17 protein-coding genes and 1 pseudogene are annotated in these 14,901 nt (G+C 69.6%); 4 read left to right on the forward strand and 14 right to left on the reverse strand.

The annotated features are described in order from the left end of the window. Window positions 1–6 precede the first annotated feature (6 nt). The 9 genes from VE614_RS26635 to VE614_RS26675 all read right to left on the reverse strand — a co-directional run bounded on the left by VE614_RS26635 (window position 7) and on the right by VE614_RS26675 (window position 6,869). Complete coding sequence (locus VE614_RS26635; protein ID WP_324942322.1) at window positions 7–1,083, reverse strand: medium chain dehydrogenase/reductase family protein; 1,077 nt, start codon at window positions 1,081–1,083, stop codon at window positions 7–9. Between the two features lie 11 nt (window positions 1,084–1,094). Then, window positions 1,095–2,024, reverse strand: a complete 930-nt coding sequence (locus tag VE614_RS26640; RefSeq protein WP_324942325.1) for a ketoacyl-ACP synthase III — start codon at window positions 2,022–2,024, stop codon at window positions 1,095–1,097. Then, window positions 2,021–2,476: an ester cyclase gene (locus VE614_RS26645; protein WP_161255698.1), complete on the reverse strand. Its 456-nt coding sequence runs from the start codon at window positions 2,474–2,476 to the stop codon at window positions 2,021–2,023. The genes VE614_RS26640 and VE614_RS26645 overlap by 4 nt, the downstream gene beginning before the upstream one ends. Beyond that, window positions 2,473–3,054, reverse strand: coding sequence for a GNAT family protein (locus VE614_RS26650; RefSeq protein ID WP_324942331.1), 582 nt, complete (start codon window positions 3,052–3,054; stop codon window positions 2,473–2,475). The genes VE614_RS26645 and VE614_RS26650 overlap by 4 nt, the downstream gene beginning before the upstream one ends. Beyond that, complete coding sequence (locus VE614_RS26655) at window positions 2,990–3,679, reverse strand: flavoprotein (protein WP_324942334.1); 690 nt, start codon at window positions 3,677–3,679, stop codon at window positions 2,990–2,992. Before VE614_RS26655 ends, VE614_RS26650 begins: the two co-directional genes overlap by 65 nt. Next, complete coding sequence (locus tag VE614_RS26660) at window positions 3,676–4,572, reverse strand: T3SS effector HopA1 family protein (protein WP_324942337.1); 897 nt, start codon at window positions 4,570–4,572, stop codon at window positions 3,676–3,678. The genes VE614_RS26655 and VE614_RS26660 overlap by 4 nt, the downstream gene beginning before the upstream one ends. Window positions 4,573–4,594: 22 nt before the next feature. After that, complete coding sequence (locus VE614_RS26665; RefSeq protein ID WP_324942340.1) at window positions 4,595–5,437, reverse strand: phosphotransferase; 843 nt, start codon at window positions 5,435–5,437, stop codon at window positions 4,595–4,597. Window positions 5,438–5,650: 213 nt separating this feature from the next. After that, window positions 5,651–5,800 carry a hypothetical protein gene (locus tag VE614_RS26670; RefSeq protein ID WP_324942344.1) on the reverse strand — a complete coding sequence of 50 codons (150 nt, stop codon included), beginning with the start codon at window positions 5,798–5,800 and terminating at the stop codon, window positions 5,651–5,653. A 532-nt stretch (window positions 5,801–6,332) separates the two neighbouring features. Next, a complete protein-coding gene (locus VE614_RS26675) occupies window positions 6,333–6,869 on the reverse strand; it encodes a GntR family transcriptional regulator (RefSeq protein ID WP_324942347.1) in 537 nt (178 codons plus the stop codon). A 564-nt stretch (window positions 6,870–7,433) separates the two neighbouring features. On the opposite strand from VE614_RS26675, the gene VE614_RS26680 reads away from it, so the two are divergent. The 4 genes from VE614_RS26680 to VE614_RS26695 all read left to right on the forward strand — a co-directional run bounded on the left by VE614_RS26680 (window position 7,434) and on the right by VE614_RS26695 (window position 10,901). Then, window positions 7,434–7,895 carry a helix-turn-helix transcriptional regulator gene (locus tag VE614_RS26680; protein ID WP_324942350.1) on the forward strand — a complete coding sequence of 154 codons (462 nt, stop codon included), beginning with the start codon at window positions 7,434–7,436 and terminating at the stop codon, window positions 7,893–7,895. A gap of 220 nt (window positions 7,896–8,115) precedes the next feature. Then, on the forward strand, window positions 8,116–8,505 hold the full coding sequence (locus tag VE614_RS26685; RefSeq protein ID WP_324942353.1) for a hypothetical protein: 390 nt from the start codon (window positions 8,116–8,118) through the stop codon (window positions 8,503–8,505). Between the two features lie 2 nt (window positions 8,506–8,507). Next, window positions 8,508–9,659, forward strand: coding sequence for an MAB_1171c family putative transporter (locus tag VE614_RS26690; protein ID WP_324942356.1), 1,152 nt, complete (start codon window positions 8,508–8,510; stop codon window positions 9,657–9,659). A gap of 6 nt (window positions 9,660–9,665) precedes the next feature. Next, window positions 9,666–10,901: an amidohydrolase family protein gene (locus VE614_RS26695; RefSeq protein WP_324942359.1), complete on the forward strand. Its 1,236-nt coding sequence runs from the start codon at window positions 9,666–9,668 to the stop codon at window positions 10,899–10,901. Window positions 10,902–10,952: 51 nt separating this feature from the next. On the opposite strand, the gene VE614_RS26700 is transcribed toward VE614_RS26695, so the two are convergent. The 5 genes and pseudogenes from VE614_RS26700 to VE614_RS26720 form a co-directional block, all read right to left on the reverse strand. Next, entirely contained in the window at window positions 10,953–11,717 is a 765-nt protein-coding gene (locus tag VE614_RS26700) for an SDR family NAD(P)-dependent oxidoreductase (protein WP_324942362.1), read from the reverse strand. Between the two features lie 441 nt (window positions 11,718–12,158). Continuing rightward, the gene (locus VE614_RS26705; protein WP_324942365.1) at window positions 12,159–12,662 is read right to left on the reverse strand and encodes a hypothetical protein; all 504 of its coding nucleotides are present in this window, start codon (window positions 12,660–12,662) and stop codon (window positions 12,159–12,161) included. A 3-nt stretch (window positions 12,663–12,665) separates the two neighbouring features. Then, a complete protein-coding gene (locus tag VE614_RS26710) occupies window positions 12,666–12,842 on the reverse strand; it encodes a hypothetical protein (protein WP_324942368.1) in 177 nt (58 codons plus the stop codon). A gap of 490 nt (window positions 12,843–13,332) precedes the next feature. Then, window positions 13,333–13,857, reverse strand: coding sequence for a hypothetical protein (locus VE614_RS26715; protein WP_324942370.1), 525 nt, complete (start codon window positions 13,855–13,857; stop codon window positions 13,333–13,335). A gap of 184 nt (window positions 13,858–14,041) precedes the next feature. Next, window positions 14,042–14,686: pseudogene (locus VE614_RS26720) on the reverse strand (hypothetical protein); the annotation flags it as partial. Window positions 14,687–14,901: the final 215 nt, after the last annotated feature.

The following is a 14,901-nucleotide window of genomic DNA, read 5'->3' on the forward strand; positions in this document are numbered from 1 at the left end:
TCTTTCTCACTCCTCCGTGAAGGCATAGATGACCCCGCCGGTCCGGTGCGGATCGAGGCTGCTGAGAACGAAGGGGCCGACGTCGGCTCCCCGGAAGTGTGCGTCGACGGGCATCTCCAGCCGGCCGGCCGTCAAGTCGTCGACGGCCGCCTGGAGATCGTCGCGGGTGCCCAGGCGCTGCCCGGCGAACGACGCGTTCTTCGCCACGAGGCTTCCCGTGGCCGCGGCCCAGTCCGCGGCCACGTCCTCTCCCGAGGGGTCGTGTCCCGCGACGTACCGGCCGGAGAACCCCAGGAACTTCACGGCGGTCCGGAAGTTGCTGCGCCACAGCGGGTCGATGATCACGTCGAAGCCCCGAAGGCGCCGAGCCAGCTCCGCGCACTCCGCCAGGTCTTCCGGCTCGGCGGAGGAGAAGGACCGGGTGACGCCCAGCTTCTCCAGCACGGTGGCCGCCGCGCCACTTCGCGACAGGGCGTACACCTGGGCGCCGGCGAGCCGGGCCGCCTGGACAGCGGCCAGGGACGTCGCCGAACCGGCCGCCGTGACCAGCACCGAGTCGCCAGGCGCAACGGCGGCACGCCGCACCATGGCGTACGCGGTGGCGCCCGCGGTCGGCAGGCACGCTGCCTCGGCGTCACCGAGGCCGGACGGCAGGCGCAGCAGCCGGGCGTGGTGGACGCGCTGCACCTGTCGTGACGCCCGACCGGGATTCTCCAGGGCCGACACGGGGTCGGGCCGTACGGGTGGCCACCGCAGCACGGGAACGACCCGGTCCCCCGGCGCCAGGGCGGTGACGGCGGACCCCACGGCGAGGACGTCGGCGACGAAGTCGGACCCGAACTCCACCCACCGTGACGCTGCGGGGCCGGACTCCGGCGACCCGGGAAGGCCCTCGCCGAGCGAGAACGCGCGCACCCGGATGAGCACGTACGCGCGATTGTGGTCGGCGGCCCGGTCGAAGGCCGTGTCGGGCCGCTTCGCAAGGCCGAACCGCACGCGCTCGCCGCGCACCTCGATGTCGGCCACCTGCTCGCAGCCCGCGGGCGGCGTACTGCTCCCGCCACCTGCGACTAGGACGTTCACTTTCGCTCCTCTTAGTACCAGCGCAGCACTGCGGCGCCCGCTGTCATGCCGGCGCCCACAGCCACCAGCGCCACGAGATCCCCCCGGCGGAAGGGCCGTTCACGGTCGGCCATGGCGAGCGCGACGGGGATCGACGCGGACGCCGTGTTGCCGGTGACCGACCCGTAGGCCGGTGCCGTGCTCTCGTCCAGCCCGACGTGGTCCGCGAGCCGCCGCACCAGGCGCGGGTTGGCCTGGTGCACGATGACGCGGTCCAGTTGGTCGAGCCGTACCCCGGCCCGGTCCAGCGCGCCCTGCAGAATCTTGGGGCCCATGTCCATGACGACGCCGGAGACGCTCCGCCCGTCCATGGTGAACCAGCCCTCGCGGGGGACGGTCGCGTACATGGCCTGGGAGCCCTCCGCCCACAGTTCGACCGCGAGGATTCCGTAGCCGTCCGGGACGGGGCCGAGTTGGACCGCCCCGGCGCCGTCGCCGAACAGGGGCGCGGTACGCCGGTCGGTGGGGTCGACGACATGGGTGAAGGTGTCCGCGCCGATCACCAGCGGGGTACGGAAGTGGCCCGCCAGCGTCATCCCGTAGGCACAGGAGAGGGCGTAGACGAAACCCGAGCAGGCCGCGTTCACGTCGAAGGCCGGTACGCCCGCCAGTCCGAGGCGGTCCTGGACGAAGCAGGCGGTGGAGGGTACGGGGCGCTCGGCGGTCACCGTGGCCACGACGATGAGGTCGGGGGTGACCCCTTCGCCCGCCAGCGCGTTCTCGGCGGCTCCGACGGCGAGGTCCGTCGCCGTCTGCGGCCGGGGCGCGTGGTGCCGCGCCCGGATGCCGATCCGGTCCTCCATCCACGCCGGATCCGCCCCGCTGGCCGCCGCGATGCTCCCGTTGCCCACGGGGGTGCCGGGCAGGTGCAGACCCAGCGACACGACGCCCGTCGCGGTCATGTCCACCACCCCAGCTGCTGGCTCATGGCGGTGCTGTCGGCCTCGGTCCACTCCTCGAGGATCATTCCGTCCTCGAGGTGGGCGATGCTCAGTCCCCGATGACTGATCAGCCGTATGTCCGGGACGTGCCGCTCGATCGCCTGGAGCGCGGGGGTCAGGAGCTTGGCGTCGGAGATGCGGCCGGTCAACTCCCACCGGTACGCCACCATGTCCTGGCCGGAGATCAGGTGGCTGACGTTCATCCGGGGCTCGTCGAACAGGCCCCGGAACGCGGCGACCGTCTCGGTGAACGCCTCCCGGCCGCGCAGCCTGACCTCGGCCCGCTCGTCCAGCATCGTGTAGTCCGGGTGGATGAAGCGGGACACCGCCTCGAAGTGGCCCAGCGTCCAGATCTCGTGCAGCATGCCGGTGACGATGCCGCCCGCCGCGCCGGTGGAGACGGCGGCGCTCATGACGCCGCCAGGAGCTGCTGTTCCACGGCGGCCGCGCCGGCCCATTCCGCGCGGAGCAGACCCATCATCACGGCGTCGACCCGCTCGCCCGCGGGCGTCACCATGTGGGAGCGGGCCAGGCCCTCCCTGGTGAAGCCCATCCGGTCGCACACGGCCAGGGCGGCGGGGTTGATGACCGCGACCTGCCCGGAGAGGCGCTGTACAGACTCGTCGGCGAAGAGCGCGTCGAGGGCCACCGCCATGCAGGCGGTGCCGATGCCTCGGCGGCCGAGTGTCTCGACGCCCGGGGCGGTGACCGTGTCGCCGCTCCAGGTGCCGTCGAAGCCGGTCGGCGCGTAGAACTGCGCGGACAGTACGCCGAACCCCGGCAGCTCGATGAACCAGCCCTTCATCACCCCCTGCTCCATCAGGGTCAGCAGCTGCCCCCGGGCCTGCTCGTAGCCTTGCGGGAAGGCGGTCTCGCCCATCGCGGCGAGCCGCTCGTCGGAAAAGATCTCGTCGACCAGGGGCTGGTCAGCCGGCGTCGTGGGGCGTGCCTTCAGCTCGCTCGGCAGCAGACGGGATGGGGTGCCGGACATCGATCACACTCTCCTCTGTGGCAGTTACGGACGTTGCTGGGCGGAGGCGTGCCATCAGCTCTGCGACGACGGCTTCCGGGGGCGCGCATGCCCCCGGCGACAGCTCCCCGGTGGACACCGCGTGCCCGATGACCGGCCCGACGACCCCGTGCCCGTCCTGCCGGAGGATCCGCAGGGCGCGGCGGAGCGGCCCGCCCTGAGCCGCGCCGGCCGCGACGGACGGCGCGAAGACCACCGGGGCCGTGGTGGAGAGGACGATGGCGGCAGGCAGGCTGTCGGCCAGGCCGAACGCGCACCGGGACAAGAAGTCCAATGTGGCGGGCCAGACGATGACTCCCTGGGCCCACTCGGCCCACTCCACGTGCTCGGGGCCACTCTCGGCGGGCCAGACGGGCGGCACCACCGGCCGTCCCGTCAGGGTGGCCAGGGCCCGCGGGGAGACGAAGTCGCGTCCGGCCGCGGTCAGGCACACGGCGACGTCAAAGCCGTAGTCGAACTTCAACAGACCGATGAAGGACGGAACTTGAGACACACCGATCGCTCCGGTGCCGATCAGCAGAATGCGTTCGATTCCGGGCGGTCTGGACCGGCGCCCGGGCGGGGGAAGGGCAGGCCCGGCAGTCATACCGCCTCCGGAACCCGCAGCTGCCGCCGCGTCCGCTCCCAGGACCGGGCCAGCCGCGTGAGCACCGCGTCCAGACCCGGGGTGCCGTTGGCGTCCCACGCCTCGACCAGGGTCCGGGCCCAGTAGTAGCCGATGCTCATGGCCACTGCGCCCGTGTCCGCCTCGGGGGTGAGCGCGACACCGACACCGGCGTACAGCGCCACACTGAATCCGGGTACGGACTCGACCGGGTCCGCGCAGTTCGCCGCGGCCGCCGAGGCGACCCGCGCCAGGTCGTCCGCCGCGCAGTACAGGACGACGCAGTCCGTCCGGTCGAGCATCGCGGCCGATCCGCCGACCTTGGCCGCGAACTCGATGCCGGCGCCGTGCAGGGTGCGGACGGCGCCGGACCACGCGTCGAGCGCGTCGTCGGGCCGGGCGTGCAGATAGACCCGCGCGTCCATGGCGTCGCCGGACTGGGGCGGTGTCCAGTACACCCAGCGGGCACCCACCTGGGTGGAGAGCCCACTGGCGGTGACCGTCACGTCACCCGCGGCGGAGATGCGTACGTGACGCTCGTCGAGCGCCACGTCGACGCCGTCGGGGCAGGACACGACGGTCCGCCCGGCGTCGCGCGAGACGAGGGTGAAGCCGGTGCGGTCATGGGTCAGGTCGCCGAGCCGCCGCTCGGCCTCGGCGACCATGGCGGCGTAGGCCACCCGGTCCGAGGCGAACACGTCGCCGCGTCGGCCCGGTACCGCGTGGACCGTCCGGTAGATCCGGTCGGCGAGGCTTTCGCGCAGGGTTTCGGACATGCCCCGGTGTGCGTCCTCGTCCAGCAACCGGCCGACGGTACGGCGGATGCGGGCGAGCCTGTCGGCGTCGTGCGGGTGCGTCGGTTCAGGCGTGCCCATCGGTTCAGGCGTCCGCGTCGGTTCAGGCGTGTGCATCGATGGCCCTCCAGCGTGCGGGGTCGAGCAGCAGTCCGCGGCCGATGCCGGCGAGAACCGTGACGACCCGGTCCAGGCGGGTCTGCGAGGCACGCATCAACGCACGGGACAGCAGGCTGCCGCCCACGGCGCCTCCGAGTAGCGCCGGGTCGAGCCGCCGATCACTGTGGGACCGGTAGGCCGCCAGGACGACCCGTATGTGCCCCGTCGCCCGGCCCAGCGACGCCCGGAGTTCCGCCTGGGCCTCGGCTCCCGCGGGGGCATCCATCGGATTGAGCTCATCGAACATCAGCGAGCCGCACAGGGAGCCCAGGTCCGCCTCGGGGCGGCCGAGCCCCGAGCACTCCCAGTCGATGAACATCGGGGTGTCGCCCGCCACGACGATGTTGTTCGTCCTGGCGTCGCCGTGGCACCAGACGTCCCCCGCCATCAGGTCAGCCTGGACGGTACGGCCCCGGTTCCGCAGCACCTCTTCGCGGTGGAGCGTTCCGGTCAACTGGCGCTGCGCGCCGGTCAGTCCCGCCCAGACCCGCAGGGGAAGGGGCTCCCAGGGCAGGGACTCCAGGACAACGGGGCTGTCGCCCGGCGGCTCCGCCGCGTGGAGCACCGCCAACGCCCGGCCGACGTGGCGTAGATGATGGCCCGTCACGCTACCGTCTCGGACGCGTGCGTCGAAACGAGGACCAGGGACCTCGGTCAGGACGGGACGCCCGCTTCCAGCGGATGCGACCTGAGGGGAGAGCGAGGCCCCTGGAGATACCTCGACGCCGGCGGCCCAGCGCACGACCTCTTCCTCGGACAGGGGAACCGAGGATTCGGTGACCGTCATGACGCGTGGCCTCCAGAGATACAGGTAGCATGCGGGCGTAGTGCTGGACAGCTGCGTTCCGGGGTTCGTTCCGGGCAGTTGTTCGCTGTGCAAGGGGCGGCCCCCCTCCAGGCAATGGGCAGGGACCGCCGCCTCGTACTGGTTGAACGGTGTTGTCGGCAAGCGGCAGCGTTGGTTCCTGTCGCCTGCCGACCACCTACCACTGACTCAGAATCAGCAGTGGATCATGACGGTGTAGATGATCGAGCCGACGGCGGTCGGCATGAGCGACGGGTCCGTCTCCAGCTCGGTCAGGGCCGCGACGTCGTCGCCGTCCAGCAGCTCGGCCAGAACATCCTCGACCACGATCTCGGTGGCGCTCATAGGAGAACTCCTTCTTAGATTTCGCGCGTTTAGCACAGAACGCGCGGAGTGCGATGAGAACTCTTGCAGAAACAAACCCGGCGTCATTCGAACGATCCGCGCTTGCCTCGACCATCTTTGGTCGTACGCCTCTCGCGATTCAAGTGCGATCCTGTTCCCAGCACGTTCCGTGAGCCGCTCCGGACTTGAGTCCGGATGCCCGTACCGGATCTCCCGACCTGCGAGAACCCACCCTCGGGCAGCCGGTTTTCCGGACTTTCACGACCCCCGCCGCCAGGAAAACGGTCTGGCTCCACTAGCACTTTTCTCACCCTCTGTATTAGCCCCAGTCGTCATTTCCCCGGACCGGCGATCCGCGGGCCCCGCCGACAACTCCCGGGAGAACGCAGCGATGCCCGCCGGGTCCCGGCAACCAACTGGTCACCGACACCCGACGGGCATCAGGAAGGACTGGTACGGATCGCTGACTGCGTCCGCACCGGAGACATGCGGCGCCGCGGACCACGGAGTTACGGTCGAGCCGCCCCCGAGGTCAGGTGAGGGCGGCGCGGACCCCGTGGCCCACCACGGCGCGCGCGGACGTCGCCCGCGGTATGCGCTGTACGGCAGAGATGATCATTGAGCGGGGTATGCCCGAGGCGTCCGCAAGGTTGACCACCGCTTGGAGCTGTTCAGAGATATCGGCCAGATCCACGGGGCGTGCCGAGTGGGTGACGACCGCTCCTCGCCCCCGGCCGAAATCAATCATTCCCTCACTGCGCAGCATGCGCAGGGCCCGAAGTATCGTGTTCTTGTTCGCCCCGTAGGTGTTCCCCAGCTCACCCGCCGATGGAAGATGACTCCCTTCCACGTACGTACCGGTCAGGATTTCCCACCGCAGTCTGTTCTTTATTTTGACGTATACCGGCAATTCCGCGTTCGATGCGAACGGGTCGGCCTGGTGCGTGAGGGACGGGGAGTCACGGCAAGAACTCGGCGCCCCGTCCGTGCGTAACGCAGGTGGCACTTTCCTATCGGTACGTCGAAGGTGTCCCGCCTTGGCCTCGGTCTGCCCCAGTGTCGATTTCATCCGCACCTTCCCTCTCACGCCGTTCCCCCGGGGCCCTCACCAGGAGACGAGCCACCAGGCGTCTTCCCCCGGGGCGCAGGCCCTGCCTCGCACCGCCGCGATGAGTCAGTCGCGACCCGAGGCATGATTCGTGCGATGCCCCAGCATCAACTCACGTACCAGATACAGATGTCAACGGTCTTCACGACAGTGGAAGATCCGGACGTTGCGGCACCCTACTCCACCTGATCAGCGTCTCAAATGGGCCTAGTTCGATGACCAGTTGAGGAACCATACTGAACGGCGACACAGGACTCACCGCTGCCGTCCGGCCTCCCTCGTCCCCACTCGGGGAGACCGGCCTCGGGTTCCAGGGCGCGATTGCGGCGTGCCGCACGGCTCCAACCGCACAGGGATTCTCGTACCACGACGACCGGGCCGGCCGGCGCTCGGCGCACGCCGTGGCGCAGGGCTTGGCTGACGCATCCGTATCCGTGGAGTTGACGGGCCTCACCCTTCTTGAGGACACTCCCAGACACACGAATTCACCAGAGTGGAAGCCGCAGTTGCGGCGGAGTGGGTGCCATGTCACAGGTTGCGGGCGATAGCCTCGCCGACAAGCTCAACCAACTCTTCGCGACCGTCCGCCCCGACGCGAGCCACGAGTACAGCAACGAGCGGGTCGCTGCGGCCATCCGGGAGACCGGCGTCTCCATCTCCCAAAGCTATATCTGGCAGTTGCGCAAGGGCAAGAAGACCAACCCCAGCCTCAAGCACCTCGAGGCGCTGGCCGACTTCTTCGGCGTGCCCGCCGCCTACTTCTTCGAGGATCAGACGACCGCTCGCATGACGGCCCAGCTGGAGCTCCTCGCCGCGGAGCAGGCTCGGCTGGAGCAGGCGTCCGACGGCGATGACGTCAGGCTGATGGCGATGCGGGCGGGGCAGCTCTCCCCGGAGCACCGCAAACAGGTCATGGACCTCCTCGACATCGTCTACCGGCTGGAGCAGGCCGAGCGTCTCGACGGTCAGGGGCGAAGTCAGGAGTGAATGGCCAGATTCCTGCTGGCATCCCGCGCGCCGCCGGATGTTGACTCCACGGTGAACACCAGACAGGACGCGCGTGTGTCGGCGGAGAGGTTCCTTGAAAGAGCGAGAATTACGACGGCACTGCAAGCGCACTCTCCGCTCCCTGGGCATCCGGCCACCCTTGCAGGTGCATGTCCTCTGTCGGCTGCTGGGGGAACACCGTGGCCGGCCCATTCATCTGATGCCCTACTCGCTGCCGGTCCCCGGCCCGTTCGGCCTCTGGATCGCCACGAAGAAGGCCGACTACATCTTCTTCCAGAGCGAGACGAGCAAAGCCCACCAAGATCACATCATCCTGCACGAAGTGGGCCACATCCTGGCCGGCCACCAAAGTGATGAGACGGACCAGGAGTTCTGGCAGAACATGCTGCCCGACATCTCCCTGAAGGTCATCATGAGCGCGCTGCGGCGCACGTCGTACGACGAGGAACGTGAGCGCGAGGCCGAGCTCGTCGCCACCATCATCCTGGAGTGGGCGTCCGTGCTCGATCTCGTCAGCCCGCGGAAGTCGGCGGACCCCATGACGGATCTGGTGCAGTCGGCCCTGGTGGACCGGCGAGGGTGGATGTGACGGTGCTGTCCTTCGTACTCGGGGCCGTCCTGTGCCTGACCCTGGTCTGGAAGATCAGCCAGCTCGTCAAAGCCCCCTCCGACAAGCTGCTCCATGCATTGACCCTGTGCATCGTCTGCGCGTCCCTGTCCTTCCCCCTGGGTACGAAGGGCGGCGCGCGATGGCTCGACGCGCTCATCGGAACCGGAACCGCCAAGCTGCTGCAGAACGTCTTCCTGCTCATCGCTCTCTACTGCCTGAGCTGGTTCTTCCTCCAGTCCGCGGCGGACCGCGACACCGGAAGCAGGCGCGCCCGGAGGGAACTGATCCCGCTGGGAGTCACCGTCGTCGTCATCACTCTGGCGATGGTGGCGACGCCGCGGGGCGAACGCGGCCATGTGTACGCCACGGCGAACATGCAGCTGACCGGAGTCTTCGTCTTCTACCTGGCGGCCGGGCTCTACCTCATCTACGCGCTCACCATGAGCCTGTGGTGGACGGTGCGTCACCTCCGCTCGGCCACCGCCCCGTTGGCCACGGGGCTGCGGATCGTGGCCGTCGCACTGGCCGGCATGGTGATGGCCGGTTCCGTCCGCGCCGCGCTCAACGTGGTCCGCCGGCTCGGCAGTGAGGTTCCTTCACCCGTGCTCATGGGCGCCAAGCTCGTGCTCGACCTGGCGATCCCCCTCTTCGTCCTGGGGCTGATCTACCCGCCGATGGCGGTCAAGTGGGCGAGCGCGCGCCTGTGGTACCACCGCTACCGCACCTACCACCGCCTGACTCCGCTGTGGGCCGCGCTGCACCAGACGTTTCCCGAGGATTCCCTCGGCAAGGCGCCGACCGGCACCTGGCGCGACGCCCTGCGGCTCACCGGGGTGCACCGCCGCTGCTACCGGCGCGTCATCGAGTGCCGGGACGGCCTGGTGCGGGTGAGCCCGTACATCGCGCAACTGGCGGCGCAGCAGGAGCCCTTGGACGAGGTCGGACTCGACGTGGCCGCACGGCACCTGCCCGCGGCCCTGAGCGCGTACGCCGCCGGTGACCCCGCGCCCTCCCAGGCGGTCCCCGTGGTCCTGCCCGGCAGTGACGACTTCGAGGACGACCTGCGTCAGCTCACGGCACTCTCCGACGCCCTGAAAGCCGCCCCACGGACGTTCACGCACAACGGGAGTTGACCTCTGATGGATGCCCTCATCACTGCGGGCCGGGTGGTGACCGGCCCCCTCGGCCGGCATGTCGTCGACGGAGCGGTCCTGGTCCGGCAGGGCGTCATCACCGACGTCGGGCCCCGCGCGGAGGTCGAGCGCAGGGCATCCGAGGACGTTCCCCGCATCGCGCACCCGGACGCCACCCTGCTTCCCGGCCTGATCGACTGCCATGTCCATCTGGCATTCGACGCCGGAACGGACCCGGTGTCCACGCTCGGCGAGGCGGAGGACGCCGATCTGCTGCCCGCCATGGCCGACAGGGCGATGCGGGCGCTGAACACCGGCGTCACCACGGTGCGCGACCTGGGCGACCGCAACGGACTCACGCTGCGACTGCGCGACGCCTTCGCGGCCGGCACCACCCCCGCGCCGCGCATCCTGGCCGCGGGCACTCCCCTCACCAGGCCGGGTGGACACTGCTGGTTCCTCGGCGGCGAGGTCGACGGGAAGAGCGCCATCCGGGACTTGGCCCGCCGCAACGCCGAGAGCGGCGTGGACGTCATCAAGGTGATGGCCACCGGCGGAGGCATCACCAAAGGCGGTCCTCCCATCTGGGAGGCCCAGTTCACCACCGAGGAACTGCTCGTCGTGGTCGAGGAGGCGAAGCGGGCCGGGCTGCCCGTCGCCGCTCACGCCCACGGCACCGCGGGCATCGCCGCGGCGGTGGCCGCCGGTGTGGACACGCTGGAGCACTGCACCTGGATCACCAAGGACGGCTTCGACGTACGGGAGGACCTGGTCGCCGAGATCGCGGCCAAGGGGATTCGGGTGTGCCCGGCGGCCAGCCCCGACTGGCGCGGCTTCGCCGAACGTTTCGGCGCCGAGCGGGCCGAGGAGATGTTCACCGGCCTTCGCCGGATGAGCCAACAGGGGGTACGCCTCATCGCCGGCACGGACGCGGGCGTGTCCGGTGCCGTCTTCGACGACTTCGTTTCGAGTCTCGAGTTCTTCGAGCACATCGGCTTCTCCGCCACCGAGGTCGTCGACCTGGCCACGTGCGGAGCCGCTGACGCCGTGGGCATCGGCCACGACACCGGGCTGATCGCGCCCGGGTACCGCGCCGATCTCCTCGTCGTGGGCGGCGATCCGTTCGACGATCTCCAGGCTCTGCGTGCCGTCCGACTCGTCATGGCGGCCGGTCGCCTGCACGTACCCCCGGGAGCGGCGTCGGACGCCCCTGTCCCGCCCCGGGCGGCACCGCGCTGTTGAGAGAGGGGACCGGACCGGGGCCCCGACCCTCTCCGTGCCGTTGCCCGCCTGCTATCGGGTCGATCCCATCCGGACGGCACCGTCCAGACGGATCGTTTCTGCGTTGAGCATCGGGTTCGTCGCGATGTGCAGGGCCAGATCCGCGTACTCCTCCGGCCGCCCGAACCGCGCGGGGTGGGCCACCTGGTCGCCGAGCGCGGCGAGGGCCTTCTCGGGAACACCGGCGAGCAACGGGGTCCGGAAGAGCCCGGGCGCGATGGTGACGACACGAATCATCAGGGGCGCGAGGTCGCGCGCGGCCGGCAGGGTCATGCCCACGATGCCGCCCTTGGAAGCGGCGTAGGCGGTCTGCCCGGACTGCCCGTCGAACGCGGCGATGGACGCCGTGTTGATGATGACGCCCCGCTCCCCGTCGACCTCCTCAGCCTCGCTGATACGCTCCGCCGCCAGCCGAAGCACATTGAACGTGCCCACCAGGTTGATCTGGATGACCTGGTTGAAGTCGGCGAGCGGGAAGGGCCCGCGCCTGCTCACCGTCCTCACCGCACTGCCCACCCCGGCGCAGTTCACCGCGGCCCGCAGGGTTCCGAGCTCCCGCCCGGCGTTCAGCGCGGCGGTGACCTGTGCCTCGCTCGTCACATCGGTGGCCTGGAAAACGACTCGTCCCCCGAGCTCGGCCGCGATTTCCTCGCCCCGGGAGGAGGGCAGGTCCGCGATGACGACTCCGGCACCGGCCCGTAAGAACTTCTTCACCGTGGCCAGTCCGAGCCCCGAGGCACCCCCGGTCACGAGGACCACGCTCTCTGCGACGTTCACGCTGCTCCTCTTCCACGAAGGTCCGATCCGGACGACGCCCCGGCCTGACGCACCGCCAGGCCGAACGGAGCAGACTTCGCATCCGCCTACGAATTCGAGACGACCAGGCTACTGGGAAGCAAGGTCGGCCTGCTCGTCCGCGAGGAGTATCCGCTCACGCAAGACGTCACCGACGATCAGCCGTCATCGTTCCCGGTCGCAGCGGGCACATTCATTCGCGAGCTGGACACCGACAGGTTTTTCTCGGGGCTCGCGGTACACGGCCCGGTAATCGAGATGGACAATGACGACCTTCCCGCTCGACTCGCTCTGAAGACAGATTTCGTGTTGCTCTGCGGCGTGGTCTTGCCGACGGTCCGCGCCGACCTGGGACTCGTGGCGGGTACCCGGCTCCGAATGCCGGGACCGTCTCTCGACTGGGGTCTCGTCTGGTCGGCCTAGCTACAAGAAGTCGAGTACTGCGCGACGCATCGCCGACACGATCCCCACGCTCACGACCGAGGTGGTCTCCGACGAGAAGAGCCCGAACCCGCTGTGGGTCGGCTTCCTGGCGAGCCGACCAGCGATGGGACCACGAGGTGCGGCATTGCCGGGCAGCTGACATCCCGGCAGAACGAGCGTCGAACCAGCGTCAAGACTGCCTGCGCCATCTCCGCGAAGACCGGAGGACCGTACTCGCCAGTCTCCGGTCGCCATTCTCACCGAAGCCGACACCGGAAACCTCACCAGGAGGCGGACGTTCTGCGGCTTGAGGTCACGGTGCGACAGCTGTGCCTGATGCACGGAGGTGATTCCTCCGGCCAGCAGCGCACCGAGGCTGGCGGTCTCCACCAGCGGCAGGACACCGTGGTCGCGCACGTGCCGGAGCAGGTCGGGATCGGGCACGTAGTCGACGGCGAGCCACGGCTGGTCCGCCACCGGATCGGCGCCGACGAAGGCAGCCACGCGCTACCCGAAGCCCTTCTTCATGTTCTCCACCTCGAGGACGAACCTGCTGCGGGTCTCGGCATCCAGGAGGGACGACTTGATCACCTTGACCGCCACCTGCTGACCGGCGGGCGATTCACGGAGATACACCCTGCCCATGCCGCCGGAGCCGATCCGGCCACGCAGGGGCGGTTCCACGGCGACCTCGCTCCCCCTCAGTGTCCAGCTCGCGGCCCACGGGGCATCTGCACAGACGGCCGAGCACAGTGCAGGTCGGCGGCTCTGATCCTCCGTCCTTCGCTTCGGTCCACCGGCTGGAATTCGCCGTACCGGCGGGCGCCTGCGGGATCACCCCTGGCAACCACTGTGCAGGGTCGCGTACGGGCCTGCACGATGAGGATCTCTGAGCATGACCGGAAAAGTGGGCGACGCGGGTGGGTGGCGCGAGGAGGTCGCCGCGGCTCTGGATGACTGGATGAGCTGACGAAATCCGCACGGCCCGCACCTCGATCCGGCTGTGGGCATCCCTGGGCCGCCAACCGGACGGGGCGTCCTGCTGCTGCGCGAGGCGGCTGCGCGCGGCGGGCATGCGCCGCTCGTCCGTGGCGGACCGCCTACGCCAGTCGGCCCCTCCTCCGGGCAGAGGAAGGGCCCGCCTGATCACGGTCGTTTCCGCATACGCCGACGGCTACGCGGGATCCAGCACGGGCTTCTCCGGGAGCCCGCCGTTCTTCTCACAGCCCAGTTCCCTGGCCATGGCCAGCGAGAAGGAATGGGCCACGGTCGCGTAGGCGTCCTTCAACGCCTCGGTGTCACCCTCGGGCTCCGTCGGGGTGCCCCAGCGTTCCACGCCGATGCCGACGTGAGCCGCCTCATTCATGGAGTCGGGGAACTTGTCGCTCCGGCACGCGAACCGGACCGACGCCCTGTTCGCCGCCGCCAGGGTGCGCTCCCCCATGTTCAGCACGGTGAATTCCGGGGCCGGCGTTTCCGTCGGGGAGTCGCCATACAGCCCCCAGGTGACTCGGATCGCGAAATCCGCCTCACCACCGGCCGTGTAGATGCGACAGACGTCGTCGCGCCCTCCGGTGGCAGCCGGAAACGCAGCGACCAGGTTCTTCGCGGCCCGCGCGACGGTGGACTTCTCCGCCGGCGTCCCGAACCGCGATGTCCCCATGATCACCTTCAGTGCCTTGGACGCCTGGGCGGACACGGCGTCCCCACCGCACACTTGCGTTCCCGCCAAGGCCCTGTCAGCCGGCTCCTCGTCTCCGTCCCCGCCACAACCGGTGGTCGCGAGACCCAACAAGCCGGTCACAGCCATGGCAAGGAGTCCAACGCGTACCGACCTACGACTGATCACTATCCGCATCCTTACGTGTCCTCGGCCGCCGACCTCAGCCCGTCTCCGGGCTATTGCCCTGCTGTTTCGCCCGGTCGTTGCCCACCCCGTAGCCCAGCAGCATCGACTCTCGAAGGTCCTGCGCGAACGCGCTGCCCTCGGGGTCCGGGACGTGCCGCAGCAGGAATTCCTCCATCGGTGCCTCGGCCAGGGCCTCACCGGCGGAGAAGATCTCCATTCTCTCCTCGTCGGTGAGCTCCTCCATTTTCTCCTTGTGCTTGTCCACAGACTCCTCGGTGAAGTCGCCGACCATCTGGCCGATGAACTGCTCTGCAGCGCCACTGGCGGTATCGGTCGCCAGCGGGATGAGCACAGCGGCCGTGCCCGCGGCCGCCGTCACGGGCAGGAAGGCGACGCCCGCCGCGATGCCCACCGTGGCCCCGAACTCGACCCAGCCCGCCCGCTTGGCCACCGCCTTCTCGTAGTCCTCGTGGGTCTTGAGGTTCGTCGCTTCGACCTGGTCGGCCCGGGACTGGTCGAGCATGCCCTGCACCTCCGCGCCCACGCGCACGGCCGCCCTGGCCCTGCCCTCGACCTCGTCGGTGATCTTTCCGTCCGGGCCCACTGTCCCTTCCAGCACGCTGCGTGTGTAGACCTGCTCCGCGGTCGAGAGCGTCGCATAGGCGTCCGACCTCGTCCCATCCGGGGACCCGGCCCTGCTCAGGCAACCGGAGGTGGCGTAAGCCTCTGCTCGGTGCGGTGCGTCGGACGGGCGGGAGCCGCACCTCCGCGCCGGGTGCCGGGGGCGCGTCCCTACCTGGAGGCCCGACCGCAGCGAGGTGAAGCAGTCGCCCGCTCGATGGAGTGAAAGGTGGTCCAGCCGGGCTTTACGACCTCGCCGTCCGCGTCTCGGGC

Source organism: Streptomyces sp. (assembly GCF_035645055.1).
In the GTDB taxonomy this organism is placed as follows: Bacteria; Actinomycetota; Actinomycetes; order Streptomycetales; family Streptomycetaceae; genus Streptomyces.

Bases quoted from the DNA above. Each gene is read 5' to 3' on its own strand.
- VE614_RS26650 (WP_324942331.1), bottom strand. From the start codon at position 3,054: ATGTCCGGCACCCCATCCCGTCTGCTGCCGAGCGAGCTGAAGGCACGC.
- VE614_RS26670 (WP_324942344.1), bottom strand. From the start codon at position 5,800: ATGAGCGCCACCGAGATCGTGGTCGAGGATGTTCTGGCCGAGCTGCTG.
- VE614_RS26685 (WP_324942353.1), top strand. From the start codon at position 8,116: ATGCCCTACTCGCTGCCGGTCCCCGGCCCGTTCGGCCTCTGGATCGCC.
- VE614_RS26640 (WP_324942325.1), bottom strand. From the start codon at position 2,024: ATGACCGCGACGGGCGTCGTGTCGCTGGGTCTGCACCTGCCCGGCACC.
- VE614_RS26660 (WP_324942337.1), bottom strand. From the start codon at position 4,572: ATGGGCACGCCTGAACCGACGCACCCGCACGACGCCGACAGGCTCGCC.
- VE614_RS26675 (WP_324942347.1), bottom strand. From the start codon at position 6,869: ATGAAATCGACACTGGGGCAGACCGAGGCCAAGGCGGGACACCTTCGA.
- VE614_RS26665 (WP_324942340.1), bottom strand. From the start codon at position 5,437: ATGACGGTCACCGAATCCTCGGTTCCCCTGTCCGAGGAAGAGGTCGTG.
- VE614_RS26695 (WP_324942359.1), top strand. From the start codon at position 9,666: ATGGATGCCCTCATCACTGCGGGCCGGGTGGTGACCGGCCCCCTCGGC.
- VE614_RS26655 (WP_324942334.1), bottom strand. From the start codon at position 3,679: ATGACTGCCGGGCCTGCCCTTCCCCCGCCCGGGCGCCGGTCCAGACCG.
- VE614_RS26645 (WP_161255698.1), bottom strand. From the start codon at position 2,476: ATGAGCGCCGCCGTCTCCACCGGCGCGGCGGGCGGCATCGTCACCGGC.
- VE614_RS26680 (WP_324942350.1), top strand. From the start codon at position 7,434: ATGTCACAGGTTGCGGGCGATAGCCTCGCCGACAAGCTCAACCAACTC.